General features: G+C 66.2%; 5 protein-coding genes. 3 read left to right on the top strand and 2 right to left on the bottom strand.

The annotated features are described in order from the left end of the window. Positions 1-521 (top strand): hypothetical protein (locus tag ACIRA7_RS14600; RefSeq protein ID WP_396221583.1); only part of this gene is annotated, 521 nt, incomplete at its 5' end. A 2-nt stretch (positions 522-523) separates the two neighbouring features. Here ACIRA7_RS14600 and ACIRA7_RS14595 read toward each other — a convergent pair. Further along, positions 524-919 (bottom strand): luciferase family protein, encoded by a 396-nt coding sequence (locus tag ACIRA7_RS14595; protein ID WP_396221582.1) that lies wholly within the window; start codon positions 917-919, stop codon positions 524-526. 144 nt (positions 920-1063) lie between these two features. Between ACIRA7_RS14595 and ada the strand changes: the two genes are divergently transcribed. Further along, entirely contained in the window at positions 1064-2143 is a 1080-nt protein-coding gene (ada, locus tag ACIRA7_RS14590; protein ID WP_396221581.1) for a bifunctional DNA-binding transcriptional regulator/O6-methylguanine-DNA methyltransferase Ada, read from the top strand. Positions 2144-2269: 126 nt separating this feature from the next. Here ada and ACIRA7_RS14585 read toward each other — a convergent pair whose 3' ends face one another. After that, positions 2270-4492, bottom strand: coding sequence for a glutamine synthetase III (locus ACIRA7_RS14585; RefSeq protein WP_396221580.1), 2223 nt, complete (start codon positions 4490-4492; stop codon positions 2270-2272). A gap of 348 nt (positions 4493-4840) precedes the next feature. Between ACIRA7_RS14585 and ACIRA7_RS14580 the strand changes: the two genes are divergently transcribed. Continuing rightward, positions 4841-5431 (top strand): hypothetical protein (locus ACIRA7_RS14580; RefSeq protein WP_396221579.1); only part of this gene is annotated, 591 nt, incomplete at its 3' end.

Genomic DNA, 5431 nt, shown 5'->3' with positions numbered 1-5431 from the left:
TGAAGGCCAAGCGCAACGAACTGTCCCGTCAATTGACGTCGGTGCAGAGCCGTCGGGACGACGTCGCGAAGGAATTGTTGAGTACCAGCGGACCCGGCGCCAGAGGGCTCGAGCAGCGCCTGGGGGTTATGGACGAGCGCATCGTGCAGTTGGAGCGGGATATCGCGGCGAACGGTCGCGAACTGGCCCGGGCACCCGGCGAACTCGTGTCCGAAGAGGCGACGGCGGAGCGCTACGGTCCGTTCAGTTCCGGACAGCTTACGGCGATCTCCATCGTGTCGATTGTGATGGTATGGGGACCGCTGGCCTGGGCGGCCGCGCGGATGATGCTCAAGCGCGCCAATCAGCCGAAGCCGAGTCCGCAATTGCTGGAGGGTACCGCCCGACTCGAGCGTATCGAGCAGGCGGTGGACGCCATGTCAATCGAGATCGAGCGCATCTCCGAAGGGCAGCGCTTCGTAACCCAGCTGATGTCGAGCAAGGCGCCGGCGCTGGTGGAACGCACGGACCTGCCGGCGTAACACTACGCGGGCAGACCGCCGTCGCTGCGGTCGGCCAGCATGGTCGGATTGGTCAGTACGGGCAGTGCGGCGCGTGGGCGCACGATCCCACGCCCCCGCTCATAGTTGAGTCGGAAGAGCTCCACGGCGGCGGGGACGTCGTGCTCGCTGCGTAGGCGGAAGCTGATCCACCCCGAGTGCGGTTGGGTCCGGTGCGGTTCCGCGCGGCCGGCCGCCACGAGGTCGCGACGCAAGCGCACCGGCATCAGCAGGTCGGCGACGCCATTTACATGCACGTGCCCGATCTCGCGATGCGCGACACGGAACTCGACGCCGCCGAATCGGTGCGGTCGCACCTCCACGCCTTCCCATTGCTTGACGATGCCGGCGACCAGTTGGCCGAGGTCGATGGTGCCCATTCGCAGAACCGAGGCGAGATGTGAACCGAGTGGAGCGCTGCCAGAGCATGCACCGGTTTTTCGCGAAAGGCGAGCAATTGGCGGAGGGAGGTTTGCGGAGACGAATCGTGTCGCGGCCGGCCAGGGAGTCGCGTATCGTGTGGCATGGATGCGATGCATACGGTTGCTGACGCAACGAGCGACCCGCGCTGGCGGGCGGTGGTCGAGCGCGATCGCCAATGGGACGGCCACTTCGTCTTCGCGGTGACGTCCACGAAGATCTTCTGCCGTCCCTCCTGTCCCTCGCGTCGTCCGCGTGCGGACCGCGTGCGCTTCTACACCACGGGGCAGGAGGCCCGTGCGGCCGGATTCCGCGCCTGCAAGCGGTGCACGCCCGAGTCGGCGTCGGCATCGGGCGCCGACGCGCTGCATACGCCGCTGGTGGTGCGCGCCATCAGTTTGCTGGAACATGATGCGATGACGGTGACGCAACTCGCCGAGGCACTCGACGTCAGTCGGGCCCATCTGCAGCGGGTCTTCACGCGTGTGGTCGGCTGCACGCCCGCCGAATGGCAACGGGCACAACGGAGCGAACGGTTACGCACCGGGTTGCCGTCGAGCGCATCGGTGTCGAGCGCGGCCTTCGATGCGGGCTTCGACTCGTTACCCAGCGCGTACAGCGCGGCGGTGGCGCACCTGGGTATGTCTCCCGGGGCCCTGCGCCGCGGCGCGGCCGGCGAGACGGTGTTCTACACGATCGTGCCGTGCGCGCTCGGGCTCGTGCTGGTGGCGATGACGTCGCGCGGTGTGCATCGCGTGGTGTTGGGCGACGATCCGGTCGCGCTCGCGTCGTCGCTGCGCGATGCCCTGCCGGCGGCGATGATTGTGCGCGACGATGCCGCGCTTGGTGACATCAGTGCGGCGGTCGTGGCGTTGGCGAGTGGAAGCGCACTGTCGCAGGCGCTGCCCCTCGACCTGCGCGGCACCGCGTTTCAGCAGCGCGTGTGGCGCGAGCTGCAGCGGATTCCGCGCGGCGAAACGATTACTTACGCCGCGCTGGCGGCGCGTATCGGCTCACCGAAGGCGGTGCGTGCGGTGGGGACGGCGTGTGGCGCGAATCCGGTGGCGATGGTGGTACCGTGTCATCGCGTGGTGCGGGCCGACGGCACGCTCGGCGGCTACGCGTGGGGGTTGGAGAGGAAGGCGCGATTGCTGCGGGATGAGCAACGGAAAACTCCCTCGTAAGCAGGAAGGAGGGTATCAGGGGGCAGGAAGCAGGTGAACGGCGCGCCGTTTCTGCATCCTCCTTCCTGATACCCTCCTTCCTGCTCCCCAGGGAGTGGCAGTTACGAGCCTGCCGTCAGCACCCGATCAAACCGGGAACAGCATCTCCCGGTACCGCGGCAACGGCCAGTACTCGTCGCCGATGGTGAGTTCAATCGCGTCGGCGGCGTCGCGCACTTCCGCCATGGTTTCACAGCCGGTGGTCGTGAGATAGCCGGCCTGGCCCCCGAGGTCGTCGTGCATGTGCTCGGCCTTGGTGATCACCTTGGCGAGTTCGGCGCGCTTCTTCTGCAGCGTGGCGACGAGCTTCGATACCGAGTTCGCGGCGTCGACGATGGGCTGCATGTTGATGCCGGCCGCGGCACCCTGGCCGGCCGATGCCGCAAGCGTGCCGAGATACGCGTACGCCGCCGGGAGCACCTGCGTGTCGATCATCTGCTGAATCGTGTGCAGCTCGATGAGGATGTCCTTCACGTAGCGCTCGAGGCGCACATGATAGCGGCTCTCGAGCTCGACATCGGTGAGGATGTGCGTGTTCTTGAACAGCGTGATCGCCGATTCGGTGCGCAGCTGCGCCAGCGCCTCCGGGGTGCGCCGCAGGTTGAGCAGCCCCCGCTTGGCGGCTTCGACGACCCACTCGTCGGAGTAGTTGTTCCCTTCGAAGCGGACGGCGGTCGACTCCTTGAAGGCCTTGGCGGCCACCTTGAGGGCGGCGTCGTCGGTGCTCTTGCCGGTCTTGAGTTCCGCCTTCAGTTGCTCGATGATCTCGCCAAGCGCTTCGGCCACAGCGGCCTGCAGCAGCATGACGGGGAACGCGATGCTCTGCGACGCGCCGACCGCGCGGAACTCGAACTTCGCCCCCGTGAACGCGAAGGGCGACGTGCGATTGCGGTCGGTGTTGTCCTGTTCGACTTCCGGCAGCTTGGCCACGCCGAGCTTCAGCATGGCCTGCTCGGCGTTCTTCGGCGACGTCTTCCCGGCGGCGATGTCCTCGACGACCTGCGTGAGTCCCGACCCGAGGAAGGCCGAGATGATCGCCGGCGGCGCTTCGTTCGCGCCGAGGCGATGCTCATTGCCGCTCACGGCGATACCGGCGCGGAGCAAGCCGGCATGCTTGTGCACACCCTTCAGCACCGCCGCCAGGAACACGAGGAAACGGATGTTCTGGTGCGGCGTCTTGCCCGGCTTGAGCAGGTTGGTGCCGTCGAGCTGGTTGTCGGAGGTGATCGACAGCGACCAGTTGCAGTGCTTCCCCGAGCCGTTGATGCCGGCGAACGGCTTCTCGTGCACGATGGCCTGCAGCCCGTGACGCAGCGCGATCTTGCGCAGCACGCTCATCACGAGGTGGTTGTGGTCGACGGCGATGTCGGTGTCTTCGAAGATCGGCGCCATTTCGAACTGCGACGGCGCGACTTCGTTGTGCCGCGTGACGATCGGCACGCCGAGCTTGTAGAGCTCATGCTCGACTTCGCTGATGCACGCCTGCACGCGCTCGGGGATGCCACCGAAGTAGTGGTCTTCGAGCTGCTGTCCACGCGGCGGCGGCGCGCCCACGAGCGAGCGCGCGGCCATGACGAGGTCGGGGCGGAGCGCGAAGTGCGAGCGGTCGATGATGAAGAATTCCTGCTCCACGCCAAGCGTGGTGTTCACGCGCAGCACGCCGCTGTCGCCGATGAGCTCGAGCAGTTCCATGGCACGATGGGACAGCACGTCGGAGCTGCGCAGCAGCGGCGTCATCTCGTCGAGCGCTTCGCCGTTGTAGCCGATGAAGACCGACGGGATGCAGAGATACTTCACACCGCCGGTTTCACTGATGAACACGGGCGACGCCGGATTCCACGCCGTGTAGCCGCGGGCTTCCCACGTGGCGCGCAATCCACCCGACGGGAAGCTCGACGCGTCGGGCTCCGACTGAATGAGCTGCTCACCGGTGAACGTTTCGATGGGGAGCTTGTTCTCGTCGAAGTTCAGGAAGGCGTCGTGCTTTTCGGCGGTGAGGCCGGTCTGCGGCTGGAACCAGTGCGTGAAGTGCGTGACGCCGCGCGACATCGCCCATTCCTTGATGACCTGCGCCACCACGGGCGCGATCTCGGAATCGAGCTTTTTGCCGAGGCGGATGGACGCCGCGAGCTTCTTGTAGACGTCCTTGGGGAGCTTGGCGCGCATTTGGCGCAGCCCGAAGGTGTTCATGCCGAACCACACGCTGGTCGGCTGCAGAATGCCGTTCTCTTCCGGGCGGACGGTAATGCGAACCGGGCGCTGCGTTACTTCGCGCATGGCAGCGACGCGCGAGCCGTTCATGGAGGACATGGCGATGTGTTTGTGGAATGGTAGGCGGCGCGCCGGACGATGGGTGGCCGGGTGCACCGCGATTCGTGCAGAAGTTGCAGAAATATGTCAGTATCCGGCTTAGAATCCAACCGGTTTTGCTTTTTCGTGTTAACCGATGTGCAGAATATGCTGGATTTATTGTACAGCCCGGTAGTTCGGCCAGTTTTAGCGAACATATACCGAATACGGATCTCCTCTGCGTCCTCTGCGCCCTCCTTCTCTCTGTGTGATCTGTTCGTGTTCCGGAACCGATCACGCGGAGGGGCAGAGGGCGCAGAGCACGCAGAGGGGTTTGGCGGTGTTGTGGTCGACGCGGTACACTGGGGCATGCCAACAGCATTCTTGATTACACGCGCGCGACTGGGGTCGGTGCTGTTCGCGGTGGTGGTCGCGGCCGCCTGCAGTGGCGGTGATGCGCCGAAGGTCGACTCAGCCGCCAGCACGCCCGCCGTGGCGGTGATGCCGCGGCCGGCTACGCCCAGCGATTCCGCCTGCCCGCGCGATGGCACGTGGAAGCGCTGTGCCCTCGAAGACCGGGTGGTGAAATCGGGGCTGGCCTTCAAGCCGGCGGGCGATTCGATGCGGGTGGCGTACCTGAGCGTGCCGGGGGTGCGCTACAAGATCGGGCTGACGGCGTCGATGGTCGCCTTCTTCTATCGCGACACGCTGGCCGCCGCGAAGGACGTGACGACGCTGGACCGGTTCCGCCTCACGCCGCGCGGCGACACGATCGGGGCCTGGAAGTCGGTGCCGAGCGACGTGATCTGGTCGGGGAACCTGGTGGCGGTGCTATTCGATGCCTCGGCCACGCAAATCGAGCGGATCCGCCTGACGATCACGGCGGGCGCGCCGCAGCCGTTGAGTGAGGCGGCGAAGGCGGCGAAGGCGGCGGCGGATACGCCGGTGGTGCAGACGCTG

The sequence above is a fragment of the Gemmatimonas sp. genome (genome assembly GCF_044376735.1).
Taxonomy (GTDB): domain Bacteria; phylum Gemmatimonadota; class Gemmatimonadetes; order Gemmatimonadales; family Gemmatimonadaceae; genus Gemmatimonas.
Note: the sequence above shows the minus strand (reverse complement) of the source record. Positions and strands in the feature narration are given on the sequence as shown.

What these genes read in the sequence shown, in the direction of transcription:
- ACIRA7_RS14595 (WP_396221582.1), bottom strand. Translation starts at nt 919, where the DNA reads ATGGGCACCATCGACCTCGGCCAACTGGTCGCCGGCATCGTCAAGCAA.
- ada (WP_396221581.1), top strand. Translation starts at nt 1,064, where the DNA reads ATGGATGCGATGCATACGGTTGCTGACGCAACGAGCGACCCGCGCTGG.
- ACIRA7_RS14585 (WP_396221580.1), bottom strand. Translation starts at nt 4,492, where the DNA reads ATGTCCTCCATGAACGGCTCGCGCGTCGCTGCCATGCGCGAAGTAACG.